General features: G+C 41.9%; 21 protein-coding genes. 14 read left to right on the forward strand and 7 right to left on the reverse strand.

Features of this window, described 5'->3' with window-relative positions:
- The first annotated feature begins 49 nt into the window (after positions 1-49).
- The 10 genes from QZZ23_RS06805 to QZZ23_RS06850 all read left to right on the forward strand — a co-directional run bounded on the left by QZZ23_RS06805 (position 50) and on the right by QZZ23_RS06850 (position 15162).
- Positions 50-1552, forward strand: a complete 1503-nt coding sequence (locus QZZ23_RS06805) for an exonuclease SbcCD subunit D (protein ID WP_292468088.1) — start codon at positions 50-52, stop codon at positions 1550-1552.
- Positions 1552-4212 carry an AAA family ATPase gene (locus QZZ23_RS06810; RefSeq protein WP_292468180.1) on the forward strand — a complete coding sequence of 887 codons (2661 nt, stop codon included), beginning with the start codon at positions 1552-1554 and terminating at the stop codon, positions 4210-4212. The genes QZZ23_RS06805 and QZZ23_RS06810 overlap by 1 nt, the downstream gene beginning before the upstream one ends.
- Before the next feature lie 136 nt (positions 4213-4348).
- Positions 4349-5158: a hypothetical protein gene (locus tag QZZ23_RS06815; RefSeq protein ID WP_292468090.1), complete on the forward strand. Its 810-nt coding sequence runs from the start codon at positions 4349-4351 to the stop codon at positions 5156-5158.
- 27 nt (positions 5159-5185) lie between these two features.
- Positions 5186-8710, forward strand: coding sequence for a chromosome segregation protein SMC (gene smc, locus QZZ23_RS06820; RefSeq protein WP_292468092.1), 3525 nt, complete (start codon positions 5186-5188; stop codon positions 8708-8710).
- Complete coding sequence (locus QZZ23_RS06825; protein WP_292468095.1) at positions 8707-9540, forward strand: ScpA family protein; 834 nt, start codon at positions 8707-8709, stop codon at positions 9538-9540. Before smc ends, QZZ23_RS06825 begins: the two co-directional genes overlap by 4 nt.
- A gap of 29 nt (positions 9541-9569) precedes the next feature.
- Positions 9570-10676, forward strand: coding sequence for an SMC-Scp complex subunit ScpB (gene scpB, locus QZZ23_RS06830; RefSeq protein ID WP_292468182.1), 1107 nt, complete (start codon positions 9570-9572; stop codon positions 10674-10676).
- 142 nt (positions 10677-10818) lie between these two features.
- On the forward strand, positions 10819-11370 hold the full coding sequence (locus QZZ23_RS06835; RefSeq protein ID WP_292468097.1) for a TATA-box-binding protein: 552 nt from the start codon (positions 10819-10821) through the stop codon (positions 11368-11370).
- A 26-nt stretch (positions 11371-11396) separates the two neighbouring features.
- On the forward strand, positions 11397-12317 hold the full coding sequence (gene aglJ, locus QZZ23_RS06840) for an S-layer glycoprotein N-glycosyltransferase AglJ (RefSeq protein WP_292468100.1): 921 nt from the start codon (positions 11397-11399) through the stop codon (positions 12315-12317).
- A 454-nt stretch (positions 12318-12771) separates the two neighbouring features.
- Positions 12772-14058 (forward strand): phosphomethylpyrimidine synthase ThiC, encoded by a 1287-nt coding sequence (gene thiC, locus QZZ23_RS06845; protein ID WP_292468102.1) that lies wholly within the window; start codon positions 12772-12774, stop codon positions 14056-14058.
- Positions 14059-14382: 324 nt separating this feature from the next.
- Positions 14383-15162, forward strand: coding sequence for an S-adenosyl-l-methionine hydroxide adenosyltransferase family protein (locus QZZ23_RS06850; RefSeq protein WP_292468104.1), 780 nt, complete (start codon positions 14383-14385; stop codon positions 15160-15162).
- 45 nt (positions 15163-15207) lie between these two features.
- Here QZZ23_RS06850 and QZZ23_RS06855 read toward each other — a convergent pair whose 3' ends face one another.
- A complete protein-coding gene (locus QZZ23_RS06855) occupies positions 15208-16272 on the reverse strand; it encodes a radical SAM protein (protein WP_366931324.1) in 1065 nt (354 codons plus the stop codon).
- A gap of 103 nt (positions 16273-16375) precedes the next feature.
- Between QZZ23_RS06855 and cbiM the strand changes: the two genes are divergently transcribed.
- Both cbiM and QZZ23_RS06865 read left to right on the forward strand, forming a co-directional pair.
- The gene (cbiM, locus tag QZZ23_RS06860; protein WP_292468105.1) at positions 16376-17026 is read left to right on the forward strand and encodes a cobalt transporter CbiM; all 651 of its coding nucleotides are present in this window, start codon (positions 16376-16378) and stop codon (positions 17024-17026) included.
- Positions 17023-17334 (forward strand): PDGLE domain-containing protein, encoded by a 312-nt coding sequence (locus tag QZZ23_RS06865; protein WP_292468107.1) that lies wholly within the window; start codon positions 17023-17025, stop codon positions 17332-17334. Before cbiM ends, QZZ23_RS06865 begins: the two co-directional genes overlap by 4 nt.
- Before the next feature lie 27 nt (positions 17335-17361).
- Here the strand turns inward: QZZ23_RS06865 and cbiQ are convergent, their stop codons facing one another.
- Together cbiQ and QZZ23_RS06875 are read right to left on the reverse strand one after the other, a co-directional pair.
- Positions 17362-18213: a cobalt ECF transporter T component CbiQ gene (gene cbiQ, locus QZZ23_RS06870; RefSeq protein WP_292468110.1), complete on the reverse strand. Its 852-nt coding sequence runs from the start codon at positions 18211-18213 to the stop codon at positions 17362-17364.
- Entirely contained in the window at positions 18179-19024 is an 846-nt protein-coding gene (locus QZZ23_RS06875) for an ATP-binding cassette domain-containing protein (RefSeq protein ID WP_292468112.1), read from the reverse strand. The genes cbiQ and QZZ23_RS06875 overlap by 35 nt, the downstream gene beginning before the upstream one ends.
- A gap of 237 nt (positions 19025-19261) precedes the next feature.
- On the opposite strand from QZZ23_RS06875, the gene QZZ23_RS06880 reads away from it, so the two are divergent.
- Together QZZ23_RS06880 and QZZ23_RS06885 are read left to right on the forward strand one after the other, a co-directional pair.
- On the forward strand, positions 19262-20893 hold the full coding sequence (locus QZZ23_RS06880) for an AarF/UbiB family protein (RefSeq protein WP_292468113.1): 1632 nt from the start codon (positions 19262-19264) through the stop codon (positions 20891-20893).
- Positions 20894-21030: 137 nt separating this feature from the next.
- Positions 21031-21654: a class I SAM-dependent methyltransferase gene (locus tag QZZ23_RS06885; RefSeq protein ID WP_292468186.1), complete on the forward strand. Its 624-nt coding sequence runs from the start codon at positions 21031-21033 to the stop codon at positions 21652-21654.
- A gap of 41 nt (positions 21655-21695) precedes the next feature.
- On the opposite strand, the gene rpl12p is transcribed toward QZZ23_RS06885, so the two are convergent.
- The 4 genes from rpl12p to QZZ23_RS06905 all read right to left on the reverse strand — a co-directional run bounded on the left by rpl12p (position 21696) and on the right by QZZ23_RS06905 (position 24356).
- Positions 21696-22001 (reverse strand): 50S ribosomal protein P1, encoded by a 306-nt coding sequence (rpl12p, locus tag QZZ23_RS06890; RefSeq protein ID WP_292468116.1) that lies wholly within the window; start codon positions 21999-22001, stop codon positions 21696-21698.
- A gap of 47 nt (positions 22002-22048) precedes the next feature.
- A complete protein-coding gene (locus QZZ23_RS06895; protein WP_292468188.1) occupies positions 22049-23074 on the reverse strand; it encodes a 50S ribosomal protein L10 in 1026 nt (341 codons plus the stop codon).
- Positions 23071-23712, reverse strand: a complete 642-nt coding sequence (locus QZZ23_RS06900) for a 50S ribosomal protein L1 (RefSeq protein WP_292468118.1) — start codon at positions 23710-23712, stop codon at positions 23071-23073. The genes QZZ23_RS06895 and QZZ23_RS06900 overlap by 4 nt, the downstream gene beginning before the upstream one ends.
- Positions 23713-23870: 158 nt before the next feature.
- On the reverse strand, positions 23871-24356 hold the full coding sequence (locus tag QZZ23_RS06905; protein ID WP_292468120.1) for a 50S ribosomal protein L11: 486 nt from the start codon (positions 24354-24356) through the stop codon (positions 23871-23873).
- Between the last annotated feature and the right edge of the window lie 34 nt (positions 24357-24390).

Here is a 24390-nt window from a genome sequence, read left to right on the forward strand (position 1 = left end):
GCTTGTATCCCAAACAATTAAAAACTGAAAAAACATATCATAATCCCTGATGGATGAGATAAGGATAGTCCACACAGGGGATACACATCTTGGATACCGGCAGTATCATAGCGATGTGCGCAGGAAGGATTTTCTCAATGCGTTTTCCACTGTGATAGATGATGCTATTGATATGGGTGTGGATGCTGTAGTGCATTCCGGGGACCTGTTTGATTCCAGGAATCCCACACTTGATGATATTCTTGATGCCATGGGCCTTTTTTCAAAGCTGCAAAAAGCAGGTATTCCTCTGCTTGCCATTGTTGGTAATCATGAGAGTAAACAGAGCACTCAGTGGCTTGACCTCTATAGCAGTCTGGGTCTTGTAATACGGCTTGGAAATGAAGCCTACAGGCTTGGTGAAGTGGCACTGTATGGTATCGACAGTGTTCCAAAGACAAAGATTCCCTTATTTGATTTTACCGTTTTTGAAGACAAGGCAACTGACGCAAAATATAATCTGCTAGTGATGCACCAGCTTGTAAAGCCATTCGCTTTTGGTGACTGGGATATAAAAGAGGTTATTGATTCCATTCCCTTTGATCTGCATGCAGTGCTTCTGGGGGACAATCACAAGTATGATATCACAAAAGTTAGCGATACATGGGTTACATACTCCGGCAGCACAGAACGTAACAGTACTTCAGAGCGTGAACCAAGGTCATATAATATAGTCGCTGTCGGGGAAAATGGTATAGAGATAAGTAAACGTATAATACCGACCCGTGAATTCGTGTTCATACCTGTAACTCTCACAGGAGGGCCTGACAACCACGAGGATATTTTTTCTACAATAATGGAATATGATATTTCTGAAAAAGTTGTGTTTGTGGAACTTTTTGGTGATGTTAAAGCAAAGCTGGATTTCAGTGAAATTGAGCGATTTATTCTATCAAGGGGTGCATTGGTACCAGGAATTAAGGATCTTCGTACCGGTGTTGATACACTGGCAGACCCTTCTCTGAAAGTATCTTTCTCAGATCCTGATGATGTTGTCAAAGAAGAGATCAAGAAAATGAACCTTAGCTCAGGCGGGCTCCTGCTTGACGATATCATAAGGGATCCTTTGATCGTGAAGACCCGGGTTGGCGATGAGGCCGAGTTAAAACTAGGTCAGCTTCTTGAAAAGATTGATTTTAGTCAGCCTATTCCTGTTAATATTCCTGTTATCTCCATGGTTGCAGATGAAGAAACTGAAACTCTGGTTTCGGATAAAGGTAATGTTGTCGACATAAAAGTGAAAGATGAGGACACATCGACAGAATATATGACCAATACGGTTTTGCAGAATATTGTTTCCGAGAGTAAGGATGTTTATGTGACTGAAAAATCAATAGGTGTAGTGCCTGCTGAATCACCTGTTGATACGGATGTAACTGACAATAGCACAAAAGGTGAGGATGTAGACACATCTGATGAAGTCGAAAAGAACAAAAAAAAGTCAGTGGGCGAAGGGAAAAAAGAGCATGAACCCGTAAAACCACGTCAGTATAATCTGGGTGATTATCTGTGATGCTAAAACACCTGAAAATTGAGAATATCCGAAGCTACAAAGAGCTTGACATTTCATTCAAAAATGGTGTTACGGTAGTTTCCGGTGTTAACGGAAGTGGCAAATCCAGTCTTCTTGAGGCATGTTTCACCGGACTTTTCGGAAGTAAAACGCTGGATAAGGATTTTGTGCTTTCCGATATCATCACCAAAGGGGCTCCAATGGCATCCCTGTTACTTGAGTTTGAGCAGAATGGTCATAATTATTCCGTGGAGCAGTCTTTTAGGAACGATCCTGAAAAAGGACGTGCTTCCAATACAAAATCAGTCTTCAAACAAGACGGGGAAATAATATTTGATCAGGCAACGCGGACCTATGACGCAGTGACATCGCTTCTGAATATGGATGAAGAGGCTTATCGGAATTGTGTCTACATACGTCAGGGGGAGATCGATGTCCTGATAAACTCCAAGCCTAAGGACCGTCAGAAGATGATCGATGATCTTTTGCAGCTGGGTAAACTTGAGGAGTACCGTGAGAGAGCTTCAAGTGCCAGGGTGGGTGTGGGACGTCACCAAAGGGACAATGAAAGACGCACCAAAGAAGTTGCTGCTGAAATTAAACTTATAGAGGATAGTGATCCCAGCGGAAGGCTGGCAGTTTTACGGACAAGGTCCAGTGAGATTGATACAGAAATCTCCTCCATGAATGAGAAAAGGGATCGAACACTTTCCCGAATAGATGAGGTTTCAAAGAGAATATCCGAGTTAAATGAGCTATCCGGCAGGAAAGATTCTGTTCAGCAGCAGATAAAGGACATCACAGACCGGAAATCAAAATCATTCCTTAAAATTGATTCCCTTTCAAAGGATATACGTTCCCGCAAGGAGCTTCTTGAAGTCAAGAAGTCAAGGGTATCTGAAATAGAATCACAGTTAAAAATGGATTCAAAAGATGTGGAATCTTTTGTTGCAAAGCTGGATGAGGATGAACGTTCTTTAAGGGATAATCTCAGCGATCTGAAAAGCAAAAAAGCGGTTTATGAAAAAGACCTTCTTAATATTGATCAGTCTGCAAAGGATGCCGAAAAACAGGTGAAATCCATTGAGGCTTCAACGAAGGAAGCCGAATCCAGAATAATGGCTGTTAACTCTGGGATCAATACGTATAAAGGACATATTACAGAACTTGAAACAAAGTACAAGGATATCGTATCAAAAGTAGAGTCCCTAGGTTTCAGTCTGGAAAAATTAGAGAATATCGACGAAGTTGTTGACCTTCTCAATGACCAGCAGAAGAGATTCCACGGCAGGGAGGTGGAACTGAAGGTAAAGGTATCTGAACTTAAAAACAAGCTTGAGAAATCAAAGCAGCTGCTGGGTACTGGAAAATGTCCCACATGCGGACAGGACCTTAAAGGTTCCTGTGTTGAAGAGTCAACAATTTCAGATAATGAGTCCCTGGATAAACTCGAATCCGAATTTTCAGAGCTTAAAGTAAAAAAGGCTGAAGCAGACGCAAGAGTGGAGAAAGTCAGGTCTGCTCGAAGTTACAAGTCTGAAATTGATAATGTTGTCAGGGATATGGTCTCCTCCCGGGAAGCCATTGAAAGGGACAGGAAGAGAATTGAAGAATACGACCTGCATGTAAAGGAGAATGAACAGAAGATCAGGGAATTTCATTCAGGAAAAGAAGTTCTGGAAAAAACCCTCGCTGAAACCAAAGCAAAAGTATTGCAGATGAGGCAGGAAGAAGATTCTGCTTTAAAGGTTCACTCTCAGCTCCTTGAAAGTCTTGCACTTGCCCGGGAGATGCAGAAAATTCTTGGTGAGTTTGCTAAAATCACTTCAGAGATAGAGCAGATGGAAGAAAAGATTAAAAGTATTCAGGAAATGATTTCATTATTTGAAGGCCAGATAGGGGAGAAAAAAGAATCTCTGAAAGAAATTGATGATAGGATAGGGGAATTTGACCGGAAAGAACTCGAATCCCTAAGCAGAGATTATGGACTTGCCTTAAAGGGTATAAATTCTGAAATAGAAAAGCTGAATCTTGAAAAAGAAAATATCCTGAAGAAAGCTGGAATGGCCGAGAGTGACAGAAAACGGCTTTCAGATATGAAAACAAATCTTAGTCAGCTAAAGAACCGTGGGGACTATCTAAACGCAGTTTACTCCGACGCTGAAGAGCTTGAAAGCATGTACATACGCATACGTGCACAACTTCGTTCCAGTAATATACAGACCCTTGACATGTTGATAAACGAGATTTTCTCATTTATGTACTCCAACAACGCTTACTCTCATGTGACGCTGGATGCAGATTACAATTTGACTGTTTTTGAAAAGGATGGTACTGCCCTTGAACCAAAACTTCTCAGCGGCGGCGAGCGTGCATTGTTTAACCTTGTGCTTCGTTGTGCAATATATCGGCTGCTTTCACTTGGTACGTCTTCTCGTGATGGTGCAGGGCTTCCTCCTCTTATAATGGATGAACCTACAGTGTTCCTTGACAGGGGGCATGTACACCAGTTGATCAAACTTATAGATATGATGCGGGATATAGGAGTGGCGCAGATTCTCATAGTTTCCCATGATGAATCTCTTATTGACTCTGCCGACCATGTATTTGCAGTTGAGAAGGACCCCGTTACCAATAATTCTTGTATTTACGCCCGGTAAAGCAGATTAAATACTTATTTATTGCTTGAAAAAAATACACGTGATGACCATAAGGTATATTATACTTTTATTCATATAATAACGTGGTATTTCGCTTAACAGCGATGAGGGACTGAATGGATTTACGAGGCTTTTCATGAACACTGAAAACAGGGACTTTGTCATTGAACGCCTTGAGCGCCAGCTCAAGGAAAAAGAAGCAGAATTAGACGATATTAAAACTAATCTCCGCGAGTCTATACTCCGTGAGATAAGAAGCGATCTTAAGAATGACCTTGATTTTCATAACCGCATTGTCCAACTTGAGCGCAAAGTTCAGTCCCTGAGCAGCAATCTGAATGGCATTATGGATGAACTTCTTGACCAGAAATCAATGCTTCGTTCCCTGGGGGAATTATCTGTCCCTCGTGAAAGGAAAGTGGATCAAAGAATTTCAGTTATGCCTCCTGTAGAGGAAACAACAACTCCGAAAGTATACAGGCCGGAACCTAAGCCGGTTGAATCTTCTGTTCCCTCATTAAAATCAGAGCCTGTTCCGCCATCACAAGTAAATCCCTCTGTTACTCAGTCAGTTCCAAAAGATGTAATACCTTCCGCAAAACCTATTAATTCAAGAGTTTCTGTCAGGTCTGATGATAAGACATCAGTTTCAGGAAGTAGATCAGAATCATCCTCTTCAAATGTGCATTTTAATATAAGAGAAGTCCCTCCAGTAAAGCAGCCTGAAATGTCCGAACCTGCTCACAGGTCCGAATATATTATTGCAGAAACAGATGATGAACGCAAGCTTCGGCTCGACACCACCTCGCGCAAGGAGGTAAGCTCCTGCAATTATATCGTTGCAGAAGAGGACAAACCTACCTGCCAGGATCCGGGCGATGAATACGAAACGGTTGAAGCTCGTGAGGATGAGGATGCGGTAGTAGTCACCACACGAAGAAAATAATCCTTTTTATAAAAACAGAGGAATCGCGTGTATATCAAGGAACTTGAGTTTATAAACTTCAAATCCTTCGGGAAAAAGGTAAAAATACCTTTTTTTGATGGTTTTACCACAATTTCCGGGCCAAACGGCAGTGGTAAGTCTAACATAATAGATGGCATTCTCTTTGTACTGGGTTTATCAAGCTCAAGGACCATGCGGGCTGAAAAGCTCACTGATCTAATCTATAATGGAGAAGCTGCAAAAAAGCCTGATTTTGCACAGGTGACGATTCGTTTTGATAATAATGATCGTGAAATGCCATATGATGCTGATGAGATAACTATTACAAGAAAGATACGTGAAACAGATTCCGGGTATTACAGTTATTTTTATTTGAACGGCAAGGCTGTGAGCCTTACTGAGGTTCACAATCATCTCGCTAAAGCCCGTGTTACTCCAGAGGGATATAATGTTGTTATGCAGGGAGACGTTACCCGTATTATCAACATGACTCCTACCGAGAGACGTAAGATCATCGATGAGATTGCCGGTGTTGCTGAATTTGACAGTAAAAGGGACAGGGCATTCAGTGAACTTGAGATAGTGCGTGAAAGAGTAGAACGGGTTGACATAATCATCGAAGAGGTCGGTCAGCAGCTTGGAAAGCTTAAAACAGAGCGTGACCAGGCATTAAAGTACCAATCTCTTAAAGAAGAAAAGATGAAATTTGAGGGTTTTGTTCTGCTTGCAAAACTCAAGGATGCCAAGGTAGAACTATTATCCGTTGGTGATGACATTCTTGCCAAGGAAGAAGTTCTTGGGAAACTGGAATTTGATCTCGATACTAAAAAGTTTGCTGTGGAGAAGCTCGAACAGGAGCTTGAGGAAATGACCCTGAACATCCAAAGGATGGGTGAGGATGAGCAGATCCAGATCAAGAAGGATATTGAAGGTATCAGGGGTGAAGTGTCAAGGTGCGTTGACACCATCGAGCTTTCTGAAAAGGAAATGGAAGATGTCGAATCAAGGCGCCGGAAGATTTTTGTCGAAATTGATGAAATAAAAGGTAAGCTGGAAGAGCTTGATTCTAATATCTCAGAAGAAACAATGAGAAAGGAAAGCATCCTGGCTGAGATGTCTGAGCGTAAGACTGAGCGTATGATCCTCCAGAGCAAGATTGCCGATGTGGACATAAAATTTGCCCAGACCCGGGATGAGCTCAGCACTCTTAAGTCTAAGCTTGAAGCTGTAAAAGATGAGAAGAATGAACTCATGCGCCAGGAGGATCGTTTACTTGATTCTCTTAGAAGAAAATCTGCAGAGGTAAGGGATATCGAAAGTGAGCTTGCAGATGCAAAATCAAAATCAGAGTCTTCTGACAGTGATACGAAGTCGGTTGAGTACGATATTCAAAAGCTCAATGAGAAAATCGATGTTCTCACCAAGGATATTGATGATCTTGAAAGTAATCGCTCCCAGCTAAAAACGATTGTTAAGGAATTCGAAGATGAGCTTCGCAAACATGAGAATGATTATGCAAAAATAGAGATGCGAGTGCGTGCTGCAGAGGACCATAGTAAGTATTCCAAAGCTGTAGACATGGTGATGAATGAGAAAAAGCACCATGGTTTGCCAGGTATTTATGGGACCATTGCAGAACTTGGAAGTGTTGATCAGAAGTATTCCAATGCTCTTGGTATTGCTGCAGGCGGACGTATGCAGGCAGTTGTTGTGGAAAACGATGAAGATGCTTCCAGAGCAATATCTTTCCTTAAACAAAGACGAGGCGGAAGAGCTACATTCCTTCCATTGAATAAAATGGAATCCCGCAGACCATACAAAAATCTTTCTGACAGGGAAGGCGTGGTTGGCTATGCTATTGATCTTATAGATTTTGATAATAAATTCGAAGCTGCATTCTGGTATGTTTTCAGGGATACTCTCATTGTTGACACCCTCACAAATGCTCGTAGGCTCATGGGTGGTCTTAGAATGGTCACTCTGGAAGGTGAGGTTATTGAGAAGAGTGGTGCAATGGTGGGCGGTTCTCAGCAACAGAGCTCCGGTCTTTCATTTGCTGCCTCTGAAAAGGACAAGCTTGTAAAGATTGCTGAGAGGATAACTGAACTTGATTCAAAGCGTGCAAATGCTATTAAGAAACTTGATCAGGTTGAAGGGCATATTTCCCAGATCAATAATGAGATCCATGAGCATGACAAAGAAATCTCCAAGAAACAGATGCAGGTCGATGAGATTGCAGGAAGGGGAGAGCGTCTCACTCAGCTCATCGAGGCTAAGAGCCATGAACTTTTAGAGATCGAAGAGTCACGCAAAGGTCTCAGGGAAGATATGGAAAGGACTGTAACCCAGAAGCAGGAAAAGGAAGAACTTGTCATTTCTCTCGAAAAGGACATTGAGGTTCTGGAAGAAAAGCTTGCAGGCTCAGAGGTTCCTGAACTTAACAGGCAGGCAGAACAGCTTGATGAGGAGATCAGGCGTCTGGATGGTCGTGTAAGGGACATCGATTCCACTTTGAATGCACTTAATCTTGATCATAATTACGCAACTTCAAAAATTGAAGAGAACAGGGATCTTATTAAATCAATGGATGAAAATAAGGCTAGCCACAAACAACGTGTTGCTGATCTTAAGACAAAGATCACCGAACTTGAAGAAACTCTCAAAGAAAAACAGCATCGTGAAAGTGAGCTTACTGAAGAGTTGAAGGAACTACAGCAGGAACGTGTCCGTCTTCATGATGAACATATGGTTGTGAAGAGGGAGTTTGAGAAGATACGTGTCAGGTTCGACGATGGAAACAGGCAGATGATGGCTCTGAAGGCCACAAAGGATGCCCTTGCTGAACAGGTGGTCGAACTGGCAGAAGAGATACAGAGGCGTGGAATTGAGGAGCCTGAGGAGGTTCCTAACTATGAGACCGTGCGCACAAGGATAGCTTCCATCGAAAAAGCTATGGAGCGTCTTGAACCTGTAAATATGCGTGCGATCGATGAATATGATGAAGTAGAGTCAAGGCTTGATGAACTCGTTACAAGGCGCGATACCCTGTCTTCGGAAAGGGAGCAGATACTTGAGCGTATAAAGCAATACGAGCAGCTCAAAAAAGATACTTTTATGGAAACGTATGAAGGTATCAATGAGCCTTTCAAGGAAATATTCAATGAACTTTCGGATGGTATTGGTGAGCTTGTTCTTGACAATTACGATGATCCCTTTGCAGGCGGACTGACATTAAAAGCACAGCCCAAGGAAAAGACCCTGCAGCGCCTGGAGGCCATGTCAGGAGGGGAGAAGAGTCTCACTGCCCTGTCATTTGTGTTTGCTATCCAGCAGTACAGGCCTGCCCCTTTCTATGCATTTGATGAGATCGACATGTTCCTCGATGGTGCCAATGCAGGAAAGGTTGCACAACGCGTTAAAACAGCTGTTGCCAATGCACAGTTTATTGTAGTCTCCCTCAGAAAACCAATGATAGAGGCTGCAGAGCGTACCATCGGAGTTGCAATGCAGGAAAATAACATTACAAGTATTACGGGTGTGAAATTACGTTGAACGAAATAGCAGAAGACACGGAAATGGTTCCGGCAGTTGACATTGCTCCGGTAGCTGGCATTTTATCGCCATTCACCATCGACCCTGCTTTTGTTGAGACTTTAAGGGAGCTGGGTGTCGATGAAGCTCTCCTTGAGTTCCCCGATGATGTACTCAGCGAACCCGTGGAGATTCTCATGAATCTTGCAAAGGATGGTGCCATCAATCCATGGGAAATTGATATTGTAAATGTTACTGACATGTTCCTTGAACGCATTGAAGTTATGCAGATGCTGGATCTTCGTATTTCCGGCAGGACACTTCTTTATGCAGCCATCCTTCTGCGCATGAAATCCACGGGGATAGTCCAGGAAGTAGAGGAAGAAGATTGCTTTGAAATGTTTGACTCCGAACTGGATTTCTATGAAGTGGACGAGTATCCGATGCCAAAATTCCCCATCCGCCGCAGGGCTACACGTCCGGTGACTCTTCATGAACTGATTGTGGAGCTGCGCAAGGCTGAGAAAGTCGAAACCCGCAGAAAGGATCGCAGTGTTTATCGCAGACTGGAAGAAAGATCTGCAGTGACAACGGATGAGGTTCTTGGTATTGCCCACGAAGAAGACATACTTGGGCGTGTCAGGGATATGGAAGCAATGCTTAATGAGTCGTTTAAGGAATGTGAACGTGTCGTTTTTTCTGACCTAATGACCGATGACAGGTCTGAGAATATTATGACCTATGTCTCATTGTTGTTCCTTGCAACTGATAAAAAAGTCTGGCTAGCGCAGAAGGAACTATTCGGTGAATTATATGTTTATCCATTTGCTCCGGCTCTCGAGGCTGTTTAAGGGGTGCATTGCCAATTATGAGTAACAGTGTGAGTGACAGGGAAGTTATCGAAGCAGCGCTTTTTGCAGCAGGGGGCGCAATTGATGCGTTAACCTTAGGAAAACTTGTAGGCAAGTCAAAGAAACATGTTATTTCTGTTGCCCTTGATCTTATGAATGAGTATGATTCAAGGGAAACCGGTCTTGAGATTATAGACCTTGGTGAACGTTATGTTATGCAGGTGAAGCCAAAGTATACTGATATGGTAAGGTCATTTGCTCCAAAGGAACTGAGTGCACCCATGCTGCGGACGCTTTCAATGATCGCGTATCATCAACCGCTTATCCAATCAGATCTTGTGGATATGAGGGGAAATTCCGCTTATGATCACATAAGGGAGCTGAAGGAAAGGGGACTTGTGGAGGCAGTGCCGCACGGAAGGACAAAGATGCTTCGCACCACATCATTGTTTGCAGATTACTTCGGTCTTGATTCCAATGATCCTGATCTTGTAAAGAAAAAGATCGTTGAGCTTTCACGTCTTCAGAGTGGACAGAGTGGCCTTAACAAGTGGCTTGGCAGGAGATTTATTGGTGTCACTCCAATGTATGAGTCTCTTATGGAAATGTGCGGCATAAGGGAATACAAAGTTATCAATGCTTACGACCCTACAGAAGAAGAACTGGATGAGCTTGAGGATGTTTATAAACTGATAATCTCCACAGGCTATCTGGAAAAGGTAAGTAAACACTATGATGGAGAAATAGTTGAAGTAAGCTCAACTACATTCGATGACCTGATTGACTCGATCAAACTTCTTGAGGGTATAGGTGATCATGAAAGGGCGGAGTCGAGTATTAGTCTGGTGACGGACCTTAAGGAAAGATATACATCAAAGGCTCTTGTCATAAGCAAGAAAGTTCAGCCTGCCACAGAGATGGTTGCGCGCATTGTAAGTGATTTACGACTAGGCGTGTCATCCACGGGAATTGTAATAGCTCCTGACTATGGTACATCTACAGATGGTGTTGATGTTTCAGAAGGAGCCGACATACTGATACCTACTCACAGGAACATGGATGGTGACCTGCTAGACCGGGTATGCAGCAAATACGATGCTGTTATAGAAGGACTGAAGAAGCTGGAAGATAGTTGAAAAATAGAAGAAATACCCAAAAATTCCTTGTTACTTTTTTCATTTTATGCTATCTTTAAATACTTATATAAACAAGGGGGTATAAGTTTATATACTGAATTGTTGAATATAACCAACCTGCTTTAAATATGAGGATTATACTATGTCAGATTATAACATCAAAATTGAAAATGTGGTTGCATCTACCAAACTTGCAGAGGAGTTCGATCTTACAAAGATAGAAGCTGAATTTGAGGGTGCGGAATATAACAAACAGAAGTTCCCTGGTCTTGTTTATCGTGTTACTGACCCAAAAGCTGCATTTTTGGTATTTACTTCCGGTAAGGTGGTATGTACTGGTGCAAAGAATGTAGCTGATGTTCATACTGTCATAGGCAACATGGCCAAAAAACTTAATGGAATTGGAATGAAAACAATTGCTGACCCTGAGATAACTGTGCAGAACATTGTGGCATCTGCAGATCTTAAGGCAGTACTGAATCTCAATGCTATTGCAATTGGCCTTGGTCTTGAGAACATCGAATATGAGCCAGAACAGTTCCCTGGTCTTGTTTACCGTATCGATGATCCTAAGGTCGTAGTGCTTATTTTCAGTTCCGGAAAGCTTGTGGTCACCGGCGGAAAATCCCCTGAAAACTGTGAACAGGGTGTTGAAGTCGTAAGGCAGCAGCTTGACAGCATGGGTCTGCTTTAAGGCCTATTATTTACATTTTTGATGCAATGACAAATGATAATGTCTGCATTTTGTTACCTGCTCTAAACGAAGAGGCTACCATCGGTCAGGTCATCAGGGACTTTCGCTTAGAAGGCTTTGACAATGTACTTGTTATAGATGGCAACAGCAAGGACAGGACACGTGAGATTGCAGAAGCCGAAGGTGCCAGGGTTGTAGTTCAGACCGGGAAGGGCAAAGGACAGGCAATAAAACAGGCATTTGAACTTATAGATGAAGAATACATCGTTATGGCAGATGGCGATGGTACCAATCTTGCAAAAGATATCCATGCGGTACTCAACCCTGTTCTTGAAGGGAAAGCTGACCATGTCATGGGAAACAGATTAGTGGACTATGAGAAAGGGGCATTTACCAGGCTTAACCTATTCGGCAACAAAATAATCAACAAGATGTTTGGGCTGGCCTATGGCGTGTGGCTTGAAGATATTCTTACTGGATACAGGGCTTTTAACAAAAAGGCTATCAAATCATTTGAATTGAAAAAATTAGGATTTGAGATCGAATCTGAAATTACGATCGAGAGTGTTAAGAAAGATCTGAGGATATTAGAAGTTCCTACTACTTACCTTGCAAGGCATACCGAGGGAGCCACCAAGTTAAATCCTCTTAAAGATGGTTTCAGGATTGGTTCTACCATTTATAAAATGGCACGGCTTCACAATCCTATGTTCTATTTTGGCATAATTGGTGGGATTTTCATTGTATCTGGACTGATAGTTGGTACTTATGTTGTAATACAGTGGTTCCAGGGAGTTACCCGCATACCTATGAGCATTCTTACTACTCTTCTTATCATAGCAGGTTTCCAGATGTTCGTTTTTGGAATGTTGAGTGACCTTGTGGTAACCCTTCACAGGGAAAACATGCGTATGCTCAGGGTGCTAAGTGAAGATAAGAAGAAATAACAGTTGTTTAATTTATGTTTTTGTTCTTTCATAACTAATTGGTTAGCAAGTATTGCAAAAATAGCATTTAGTCCTGTTGTATCGACAATTGATAGGTCAATAGTCGCTTCCTTCTCAACAATACATGTTTTTCGGTATATTTGCTTTCATATTTTAAATTCGGACCTGATTCATATACTCTTGTTTTTGAAGCAAAAAACAAATCAAAACAAGTGTAAAACAAAACAACTTTATTTGTTTTGAATTAAAGTAAATCTTCGTACTGTCCATGCTTGTTATGTGTAGTGTGCCCATTGTATCTGTTTTCTATCATATGCTATGGCGTGTATTGTCATACACGGGGTGCTATTTTTCATTTAATAAAGTTAACTTGATTTTATCGAAAGTTAATTTTTCGACAACTATTATATACGATTTAGTTCTACTAGGGTACATCAAACTCTGAGGTATAAATATGACAATAGTAACAGATGCAAAAAGTGGTAAGATCACAGAAGAGATGAAGATCGTTGCAGCAAATGAGAACAAAGACCCTGAATACATCAGGCGTGGAATTGCTGCAGGAAGGATTGTAATCCCTATGACCCCATACAGGGACATCAAACTCTGTGGTATTGGTGAAGGACTCAGGACAAAGGTCAATGCATCCATCGGCGCATCATCAGATATCGTTGATGTAGATATGGAAGTTACAAAGGCAAAGGCAGCAGAAGCAGCAGGTGCAGACACACTTATGGAGCTCGGTACCGGTGGGGATTTCCTTGGTATCAGGAAACAGGTATGTGACGCAATTTCCCTTTCAGTAGGTTCAGTACCTCTTTACCAGGCATTCATCACCGCAGCAAAGAGAGATGGTTCTATTGTCCACATGACAGAGGACGACCTATGGAGTGCAACCGAAGAGCAGGCAAAGCTCGGTACAAATTTCATGGCTATCCACACAGGTGTCAACAACATTGTCCTTGACAGACTGAAGGCACACGGCAGATACGGTGGCCTTTGCTCCCGTGGCGGTGCATTCATGAGTACCTGGATGCTCCACAATGAGAAGGAAAACCCACTTTATGAAAACTTCGACTATCTTTGTGAGATTCTCAAGGAACACGAAGTTACCCTTTCAACAGGTAATGGAATGCGCGCAGGTGCAATCGCCGATGCAACCGACAGGGCACAAGTTCAGGAGCTCATCATCAACTCTGAATGTGCACAAAAAGCACACGATAAATACGACCTTCAGGTAATCGTAGAAGGTCCAGGTCACGTACCACTCGACGAGGTTGAAATGAACGTTAAGCTCATGAAATCAATGAGTGGTGGGAAACCATTCTACATGCTCGGTCCTCTGGTATCTGACATCGGTGCAGGCCGTGACCATATCGTAACAGCTATCGGTGCAGCAACTTCCGCAGCAGCAGGCTGTGACTTCCTCTGCTACGTAACGCCAGCAGAGCACCTTGCACTTCCAAACCTTGAAGATGTTATAGAGGGTGTCAAGACATCAAGGATTGCAGCTCACGTTGGTGACATGGTAAAGAACAAGGAAAGCCGTGACTGGGATCTTGCAATGGGCAGGGCACGCAGAGATCTTGACTGGGAAAAGCAGTTCGGTCTTGCACTCGATCCGGAACTCGCAAGAAAAGTCAGAACCGAGAGAGCCTCAGCAGACGAAGATGCATGTACAATGTGCGGTGACTTCTGCGCACTTAAAATCGTGAACAAGAGCTTTAACCTCGCAAAATAATGCCGCAGGCATTATTTTCTTCTTTTTATTTTTCTTCCGTTATCTCGATTTTAGAGTGATAATTGTCTTTTCAGTGAGTATTCTCATTTTGGAGTATATGCTTAGTAATCTCTTCTGGGACTATAATGCTCCGCAAAGGCTTGTTCCTCCTTTTTACTTAATGTTATGGTTTATATTCATTCTCTAAAAGTACAGCTAAGAACATCATTTTCAAAACAATCACTTCGCATGTATTTTTATGTTGTCTTATCTTTAGTTGTAATTGTTCAATATATCCGAATCTCCAGAGTATATATTTATATCAAAACTTACTAAAATCATCTTATGGCAATAATCACTCTCACAACGGATTTTGGTTCACTCTATCCTGCAGCTATGAAGGGGATCATACTCCGCATAGATCCTGCTGCAACAATTGTTGACATTACTCATTCAATACCACCTACAAATATTCAGTCCGGTGCATTTGCGTTGTACTCTGTTGTCAGTCATTTTCCTATGGGTACAATACATGTTGCTGTAATCGATCCTGGGGTGGGCACAGATCGAAAGGCTATTGTTGTACGTGCTGGGGGTCAGTATTTTGTCGGTCCGGACAATGGCTTGCTCATACCTGCTGCAACATTTCTTGGGAACTTGGAAGTCTATGAAATAAAATCAGAGCTGATACCTGATGAAGTGTCTTCAACGTTCCATGGAAGGGATATTTTTGCTCCGGTGGCCGCATATCTCTCAAAGGGGATGGATCTGAAAAAGATTGGTCGGATTGCTGATGAATATGTTAATCTTGATTTTTCAGGGTATATGATACAGAAAGATTACATCAAAACAAAAGTGATCTATATCGATGAGTTTGGCAACCTGGTTACTAATATTCCGGAAGGAAATTTCGTTAAAAGTTTGCATCAGGGTGCTGTCCTCTCAATTGCAGGAAGGCAAATGCCATTTTTCAAGACGTATGGTGAAGTTCCAAAGGGGACGTTGTTGTCACTAATAGGAAGCCACGGTTTTTTTGAGATAGCAGTAAATCATGGAAGTGCTTCTAAATTGCTGCACTTGAATAACGGCAATGAAATAACAATAGGAATTATCAGCAATGACTGATTCTAAATCCTTTAATAGTTCTTTTTATTCACATTATGGGGATGCTTACATCCATTCGTAATGTTGCGCAACTTCCATATTAAAGTTATACATAAGGCTGTTTTCGACATAACCAAAGAAAAGGCATTTATCGCAATTATGTGCCGTATCTTTCCTGAGCTTCTTTGTCTTCTGCCATACATTTCCAATTCCCTCGCGGATATTACCTATTGGATTACGGTGTATCCTGCAGTTCTCAATACTTCCGTCTGCGGTTACGTCAAGTATAATGTCATTGGCGTGACAGACAAACTCTGTCTTTAGATCCCTTACCATCTTCAGGTATGTGTAGGAATTGATGATGGGATAACCTTCTTTCTTCATTGCGATGATCCTGTCCACAGTCTTGCGATATTTGTCGGTATCTCTGATACCCATATTTTCCCATGTGTCTTTGTCTATTCCCTGGAATTCGTACATGGGTTCAAATGATATCTTAACATCCATGTCCTTTGCCATGGTGATTAGCTCTTCAATATCATCCAGATTTTTGCCACTGATCACGCAATTCATCAGCAGTGGGTTTTTGATTATGCTTTTTGCTTTAATTATTCCTGGCATAATCTTTTCAAGGCTTACTCCTCTGATGTCTTTGTAGCTTGAAGTTCCGTCTACAGATATTGAGAGGTAGTCAAGGTTTTCCAGTTCATCTGCTCTTTTTTCTAATAGGAGTCCGTTGGTAATGAGGGAAGTGACCATGCCGAGTTCCTTTGCGTGGGCCAGTATTTCAGGCAGGTCCTCTCTTAGGAGGGGTTCCACTGTCCATGCGTTGTAAACCAGTATTCCGAAAGCTCTTGCGTCTTCCAGTAGCTTGAAGACATCATTAAGTTCCATCTCTTTGCCTTCGTTTTTCCAGTAGTCACAAAAAGAGCATTTCATGTTACATCTGGAGTTAATGGCATGGGACAATACAAAGGGACGTTTTCTTATCCGCATCTGCCAGACTGCTTTTGCAGCAATAAGAGGGGAATATTTTGCCATGGTGTTCTCATCCGTTTTTACTTGCTCTATCACTTTCTCTTTTATATATCTTGGTCTTGCAAACCCAGGTGATGTAATACGATTATTCATAATGTTAATTCATTAAGTATATATACTTCTGATTACGTATCCACAAGTGTTACTAAACATTAATATTTTCACATTACAACTTATTACATTATGAGGAGTTAAAATGCACATACCTGATTCATTTATACCTATGGGCCAGGCAATCATCTACTGGGTCATTGCTCTACCCTTCATATTTCTATCCCTGAAATGGGCAAGAAAAGAACTAGACGACATGAAAGTACCAATCCTGGCAGCACTTGCTGCAGGAATTTTTGCCATACAGGCTCTCAACATTCCAATAGGCATGGGTACCAGCGGACATATGGTTGGCGCTGCACTTGTTGCTATTATATTTGGAAGTCCCATGGCCGGCGTTCTTGTACTAACACTTGTGCTGCTGGTTCAAGGATTTGTCTTTGGTGACGGTGGAATAACTACGATGGGTGCAAATATCGTAAACATGGGAGTTATCTCCGGTTTTGTAGGATACTATACATTTGCAGCCCTGAAGAACAAGGCAGGAATAAAAGCCGCCGCTTTTGTAGGAGCATGGCTTGGATTGTTTGTCTCTGCAATTGCATGTGCCATAGAGATGTATGTCGCAGGCACTTTCCCTCTGGAAGCAGGACTTGTAGCAATGGGTCTTTATCATCTGATTATAGGATTTGTAGGTGAGGGTCTCATCACTGCCATAGTCATCACTGCCATAGAAAAAGCAAGACCTGATCTGCTTGACTCATCTGTCACCAGTGCTACAGGGGTGGAGGCATGAGTGTGAATGTCAGCAAAGGTACGAATATGAAATTCCTGTATGCGGGAATTGCAATTGCTTTACTTATATCTGTCCTTGCGCCATTTTTAGCATCTCCTGATCCTGATGGTCTGGAAAGTGCTGCAGGAAATATCATGGATGAAGCGACATTATCTGAGATGGAAACATCTGCTCCTTTCGTGGAATCTCCAATGCCAGACTATGCAATTGAAGGCCAGGGCAAGACAGGTGAAATCCTTGCAATTGTGGCAGGTACTCTTCTTGTACTGGGAATTAGCTTTGGACTTGGAAAACTCGCAAAGAAATAATCCTTTCCCTTTTCTTTCTTCCTTTTTTTATGAGACTGCAAAAGCAAGTAGTAATATTCCGATAGTTATTATCGAGAAGAGGATATCTGTGTTTTTGATTTTGCTTTTATGCACATACACTTTGCTCGTACTTGAATATCCTCTGCAAAGCATGCTGATATATGTCCTTTCGCCTTGTTCATAAGAACGGATGAACAAAGAGCTGATGGTATATGCAACCTGTTCAAGTACCCATCGGTGCGGTACATCCCTGTTCCATATATAGAAAAGACGTGTCTTCTGTGCAATTCTTATGCGTTTGAGTATTATCCAGAATACGAAAAGGTACCTTACCATCATTGAAAGTATCAGGGTGAACTCTGCTGGCATTCCAAGACGTCTTGCAGAACTTACCATGTCACTCATTTTCATCGTTGAGGACATAAGTACAATGGCTGTTATGCAGACTATGTATTTTGCGAGGAGCACCATACCAAAGAATATCCCTTCATATGTCAGGTTTATTCCAAGTGGAAGGTCTATAGGGTAAGTCGTAAAGGATTCGATGAATGGCTGCCTGACAAATGGCTGTATAATCACAATAGCAAGTCCAAAAGGCAGTATTGAAAGGAACCTCATAATCGTATACACAGGATTAAGCCTTGCAATTGCCATGACTGATATAAGATAAAGCTCAAGGATTGCAAGTTTCATGAAGTTCGCTTCATCCATGCGCGGAAGGCTGACAGCAAAAACAATAATTGCAATGGTTGCAAGTATCTTTACTCGTCCATCAAGTCTGTGGACAGTGCTGTCCTTGTATGCTTCCCTTTCAATATCAGTAAGTGTAATCTCCATGGCAGGTCTATCTTTTATTTTCAACAAGTCGTATGATCTCATCCCTGGCGTCCCGGGGTGTTATCTTTATTTCTGCATCAAGGCCGGATTCCTGCAGGAGTTCGAATACTTCTGCTATTCGCGGCATCCTTAAGTGTGCATTCTCCAGTACTTCATGTTTTTGGAATATCTCCATGGCAGTGCCACTGGCTTCTACTCTTCCGTGGTGCATTATATGGACGATATCTGCAAAAAGTGGAACTATATCGACGTCATGAGTTGACAGGATAACAGTTATCCCGAATTTCTTATTCATGCCGTCTATTATCTTCATAATATTTTCAGCACTTAAGGGGTCAAGTCCTGCAGTCGGCTCATCCAGTACAACCACTTCAGGCTGCATTGCCAGTACTCCTGCAATGGCAACAAGTTTTTTCTGCCCTCCACTGAGATGATGGGGTGAACGTTCTTCAAATCCGGAAAGGTTCACAAGTTCTAGTGCCTTTTTAACTCTTTTCTCAACTTCTTCTTCATCAAGTCCCATGTTGATAGGGCCAAATGCCACGTCCTGTTCGATGGTAGGTGCAAGTATCTGGTCATCAGGATTCTGGAACACGATTCCCACTGTCTGGCGTACATTTCTGATATTCTTTTTTGAAATGGCTTCACCTTTTACAAGTACTTCTCCGGAAGCAGGTTTAATTATGCCATTGAGGTGTTTGAAAAGTGTAGATTTTCCAGCTCCGTTTGCCCCAAGGATGGCTATCTTCTCTCCGGGGTATATGTCAAGATTGATGTTGTCAAGAGCTTTTGTCTTGCTGCTTGCGTAGAAATAGGATACTCCTTTTAGTTGGACGATAGGTTTTTTGGTCATTATAGTCACACGTTGATTTTACAACCAGCCAAAAAACCTGTTTTTGACAGGAGCTTTATTCATTCTACATAAGAATCCTGTTATAAATACTTGTTTAGTGTTACCAAAAGTTAATATTTTTTTATTTCAGTAATTTAAATGAGTATTCTATTTAAGTTGGTTTTGTTTATTATTTAAACACAAGAATTGTTAGAATGATGCTAATCTATATCTACTAACAGGTCAAATGTAATACTGATGTTCAGGAAAATCCGCAGGTACGTTACTATTTTTAGGGTATTCTCGAAATATAGTTTATTCAGTCTTGTGTATAGTGAGGTAAATCAGTATTATGTGTCCAACAGGAGAAATCCCTGTGTATTTGTCTCCAAAAACCGGGAAAAAGCTGTAAAGCTCAGAAAAGCCATGGAGGAACTTGGTCCTACATTCATAAAGTTGGGCCAGATACTGAGCAAAAGGCCTGATATCGTGCCTGCTATCTACATAGAGGAGCTTGGTAACCTTCAGGACAATGTCAATCCTCTTGAATTTGATACCATGAAGGTAGCATTTGAGGGGTTCAGTTGTAGTATAGGGGCTGAAAGGATTAATGAGGCCTTTTCAAATTCATATTTTGATATTCATGAAATATTTGATGAGTTTAATACAGAGCCGATAGCATGTGCTTCTATTGCCCAGGTCTATGAAGCAAAGCTTGATGGAAAAAGGGTCGCTGTAAAGATAACAAGGCCCAACTTAATAGAAACTATCAACCTTGATCTTGCAATACTTAACGACATCAAGCCTCTTATTGTAAGGGTAATTGGCCTTGGAAAGAATTTTGATATCGATGGTTTCCTTTATGAATTTAGAGAGCTGCTCAATCGCGAGCTTGACCTGAGTAATGAGGCCAGGAATATCAGGCGTTTTGAAGAGAACTTTGCAGATGTGAAGGAGGTCCATGTTCCCCACATCTATGACGAATACTCCAATGAGAATATTCTTGTTATGGATTATATGGAAGGGGTAACTATAAGGAAACTTTCAGGTATTTCACCTGAAAAGAAGAAATGGTATGCAAAGGTGATAAGTGAAAGTTACCTGAAACAGGTTTACTTTGATGGTTTTTACCATGCAGATCCTCATAGTTCTAACATAATATTGCAGGAAGATGGTATTGCATATATCGACTTTGGAGCAGTAGGCACAATTGATGATGAATTGCGTCGTAATATGCTCAACCTTTTCTATGGTATTTACAAGAAGAGGCTGGATGTGGTCTTCGAATCATTCATGAAGATTACAGGCATAAACAAGGAAGATATCAATGTCCGCCGTTTCAAGCTGGACCTTGATGATATTATTTCAAAGCAGAATTATTCATCCGGTGAGCGTCAAAGTGATAATTATGCAACCCTTGGTTTGAAATATGATCTTTCCCTTCCAAGTGAATTCTCAACACTTGAAAGGGCTTTGATTCTCATTGAGGCAAACTGCCTTGAACTCGATCCAAAATTCAATCTGCTGGAAAATGCTAAACCTATTATCACTAAGGTTTTAATGAAGCGTTATTCACCATTCGAGGCTTTTGAATACTTGCAACTGGAGGGTGATAGGTATCTGGAAATAATCAAGGAGCTGCCTCAGGGCGTCAATGATGTTATCGAGACTATCCGCGGGTATAAGATCGAGAGGTTTGAAAAGAAAACAGATGAGATAAGGAAATACAGGACAATTGACTCAATTACGAAATATGCATTCCTGCTGGGAATTTTGTTGTCTTCATCATTCTTTGTCATCAATGGTGAAGGTTACCTGTCTGTAATGGGAGTTATCGGGTTTATCAGTGCAATATTCCTGTTTGCAGTCATGTTTGTGAAAAATTCCTGATGCTTTGTTTCCGGTTAATTAGGTCTGATTGAACATTTTATGTAGGGTCAAAATAATACTATATACTAAGGGCTAACAGTCGCAGGTGATTGCTTCTGTTGATTAGCAATATCTTGGAGGGGTTGTAGATCAATCATATTAAAGGAAACAATTTTGGTTGGTTCTTTGGGGGCAGGCATTATGATTTTTTTGCTACTGCACTTGGTTTTGGGCATAGTTACTATGAGCAGGTAGCAAGAGCACTGCCTCTTGAAAAGGGGATGTCAGTTCTGGATCTGGGTTGTGGAACTGAGTCTGTGGGAATTGCAATTTCTGAATCCCTTGAAAGGGATGTGAGTATACATGGTCTGGATCTTTCAGGTATCCAATTGGGTTATGCTGCTGACAAGGGCGAAAGATCAGGGATACCTTTGAATCTTTATAGGGGTTCCATGGATATGCTGCCATTCACAGACAAAACATTTGATATTGTCGTGACATCTGTTGCATTTTGTGAAACCACTTCCGAAGTGCGCAGCGGAGCTATCATGGAAGTTTCTCGTGTACTCAAGGACAATGGTTTCTTTGCAATTGTTGATTGTGCAAAACCTATCCTTGGTCTTGATACTGTAATGATGCTTCCATTTTTTATGTTCAAGGAAACTGCAGACAGCTGGAACAATCATTATCCTGATCTTTGCAGAGAAAGTAATCTCATCCTTGAAAACGAGGCATACGTTAAATCTTATGTAAAATACCAGCTTTTCAGGAAAGCTGATTAAAAAAGAATATGTGTCCGCCATGCGGCGGACAAAGGATGTGTTTATCCGAAGAGTGCTCCAAGACCGGCCATGCCGCTCTCTTCTGACTTGTCTTCTTCTTCTTCAACTGCTTCTTCTTCGACAGGAGCTGCTGCTGCTGTTGGTGCTGCTGCTGCTGGAGCTGCTGTTGAGACTGCTGCTGTTGCCATTGCTTCTTCGATGTCTACGCCATCAAGAGCTGCAACGAGTGCCTTTGCGCGTGCATCAACGACGTCTACGCCTGCTGCTTGAAGTACTGCTGTAACTGCTTCTTCTGTAATGTCTTTACCTGCTTTGTACAGTAAAAGTGCTGCATATATATATTCCATGTAATATCACCTTTTATTTTATCAAATGTAATTCTTGTAAATTCTGATTATCCGAAAAGTGCTCCAAGGCCAGCCATGCCGTCCTCTTCTGTTGACTCTTCTTCCTGTTCTTCTTCCTTCTCTTCAACTGCTTCTACAGTCTCTGTTGCAACTGCTACAGCACTTGCTGCTGCGCCGAGTGCTTCCTTAAGCTCATCGTCAACTGCTTCTTCATTATTGGCAGAAGCTGCTGCTGCAACTGAAAACATCTGTGACTGTGCTTTTCCAAGAAGTGCATCGATAACGCCTGGTTCCAGGACAACTGCATTGACACCGAGGTTGCGTGACTCTGTTGCTGCCTTTGCAATGAGCGTCTTGATATTGTCTGCAGTTGGGTATGCTGCGAACACTGACATGTTGAATGCCTGCTGTGTTGCCAGCACGATATCTGAGAAGTATTTATCTTCGTCGATGGCCAGTACATCTGGTGTGAATACGAGTCCATTCTCAAAAGCTGCTTTCAGGTCCAGACCTACTTCCATTGGGTAGATTTCAAGTCTTGTAAGCATTGAAGCAAGTTTCTGTGAAACTGCCTCGCCTTCTTTTGCAACGGCTTTTGTTTCCTTTATTACCACTTTGCCCTTGTCGATTGCTGCAGGTATACCTGCTGCCTGCATGTCACCGAGAATTGGGCCTGGTGGGAATGATGTTGGTCCTTTTTCGACTATGATATCACGAGGTGCGATGGCACCTGCTTTGATAGGTGAAGGGCTCTTGCTCTTTTCCAGTGTCTTGTATAACTTGAAAGGATTCTGTTCAGTGAATACAAGGGCGGTCTGTACGTCCACGTACTCATCCATTTCTTTTACATCACCGGATTCGTCAAGTGCTCTTCTGATAAGAGTGTTCCTTGAGACTTTTAAAACAGCCTTGTCCTTAAGGTCCCTTCTCATCTTTTGAAGTTGCTTTGCAGGAATTCCTCCAATGCCTATTACTCCAAATATCGGGTATTGCTTGATGAGTTTCTTTATATCCTCAACTTCATCTTTTTTCCACTGTGGGATGTGGCTGCTGTGGTGATCTTCTTCCATTATAGCACCTTCACTGATTTTCCCATGGTGGTTGTAACATAAATAGCTTTTATGTTATGCTTACCCTTTTCAAGAGAGTGTTCCACTCTGCTAAGGACTGTTTCAATGTTCTCTGCAAGTTTCTGGATCTCCATATTTCTGCGACCAACTGCTACGTGGAAAGTAAGTTTGTCTTTTGATCTTATCCTTATTGAGCTTCTTGCACTGTTGATAAGATCTCCCACGTTCTTTCCTGGTGGCAGTGGAGTTGGCATCTTTCCTCTTGGACCTAATATGGCACCAAGGGCCTTACCGATCTGTGCCATGTATTGTACTTCTGCAACGAAGAAGTCGTATTCATTAGCAACTGATCTGGCACGTGACTTATCTCCTGCCATCTCTGCAAGGTCTTCTTCGGAGAAGACCATTTCTGCGCCAGCTTCTTTCGCCTGGAGACCGACCTCACCTTTCGCAAAGACTGCGATTTTGAGGTCTTTCCCAAGACCATGTGGAAGTAAAACCTCTTCATCAACACGGTTTTTAGGCTGACTCATATCCAGATTCTTTAAGTTAATAGCCATCTCTACACCTTCGGAGAATTTCCTTTCAGGTGAGTCCGCTAATAACTTTTCTATAGCTTCTATTATGCTTTTGTCTGCCATTCTTTACCTCCCGTAGTGTCGAACTTAATGTTCAGGCAGGACCGCTTCGGTCTACTACGGCTTTGTCTAGAGCTTTAGGTCACAAGAACCTTTACTCTGTCTGGTGGGCACACCAATAGTAAGTATTAAACTTTAAGGTTATTGGTTAAAGCACGGAATTACCATGCTTCTTGTGCCAGTACATCGTCGAACTGTCCCTCATCGATTGCTTTCTGGCATTCCTTTGCAGTCATACCTTCAGCAGTTACACCCATGGGGACGCAGGAACCGAGTACCTCTTTCACAGCAGCTTTCAGGTCGTATGATAAAATATCATCTTTCTTCATACGTGCAATCTTTGCTGCCTGTGGAATTGTAAGATTTCCTACAATAACTTTAGTTGGTTCTCCGGATCCTTTCTGAATTCCGACTTCCTGTAATATAAGTGCGGACGTTGGTGGAGTTCCTACTTCGATTTCAAAACTCTTGTCGTCTGCGACTATTACTTTGACCGGGACTTGCATCCCATTGTAATCTCTTGTCTTCTCGTTGATCTTGTCGATCACGTCTTTTATGTTAATTCCAAGAGGACCAAGGGCCGGACCAAGTGGTGGACCTGGGTTTGCTTTTCCTCCTGGGACCAATGCTTCAACAACATTTGCCATTTGAATATCACCATTAAATTTGTATAAATATAAA

This window comes from Methanolobus sp., from assembly GCF_016278385.1.
Classification (GTDB): domain Archaea; phylum Halobacteriota; class Methanosarcinia; order Methanosarcinales; family Methanosarcinaceae; genus Methanolobus.